The sequence below is a fragment of the Rhizobium sp. 01T444 genome, from assembly GCF_056398305.1.
The window spans coordinates 1-579 of sequence record NZ_JBFTPD010000306.1 but is presented as its reverse complement, the minus strand read 5'-3'; the positions used below and the strand labels follow the sequence as shown (position 1 = coordinate 579).

1 protein-coding gene is annotated in these 579 nt (G+C 71.2%); it reads left to right on the top strand.

Annotated features, from left to right (window positions below; translation table 11 throughout):
* The coding region (locus AC1DTN_RS38615) for a 4-vinyl reductase (RefSeq protein ID WP_477925489.1) at positions 1-579 on the top strand (579 nt) is incomplete at both ends.

Here is a 579-nt window from a genome sequence, read left to right as displayed (position 1 = left end):
CGAGCGCTTCGAACTCGACATGGCCAGCGGCCACTACCACGGCGTGTTCCGCTGGGACCATTCATGGGAGGTCGAGATCCACACACGCGACTTCGGCCCGCAGGAGGAGCCCGTGTGCTGGATGCTGCTGGGCTATGCGTCGGGCTACACCAGCGCCTTCATGGGCCAGCCGGTGCTCTACAAGGAGGTGGACTGCCAGGCCTGCGGCGCCGAGCATTGCCGCATCGAGGGCCGTCCCCTGGCCGCATGGCCCGATGGCGAGGCGATGGCGCGCGACTACCACGCCGACTCGCTGATCGTGCGCATCGAGGACCTGCAGTCGCAGGTCGAGACGCTGCGCTCGACGCTCCAGCCGGCCGACGAGCTGGGCCCCCTGATCGGCCGCTCCCGGGCCTTCGGCGCGGCCGCCGAGCTGCTGCGCAAGGCCGCGGGCACGCAGGTCACCGTGCTGCTGACCGGCGAGACCGGCGTCGGCAAGGAACGCTTCGCGCGCGCCCTGCACCAGATGAGCCCGCGCGCGGCCAAGCCCTTCGTTGCCGTCAACTGCGCGGCGCTGCCGGGCGAGCTGATCGAGAGCGA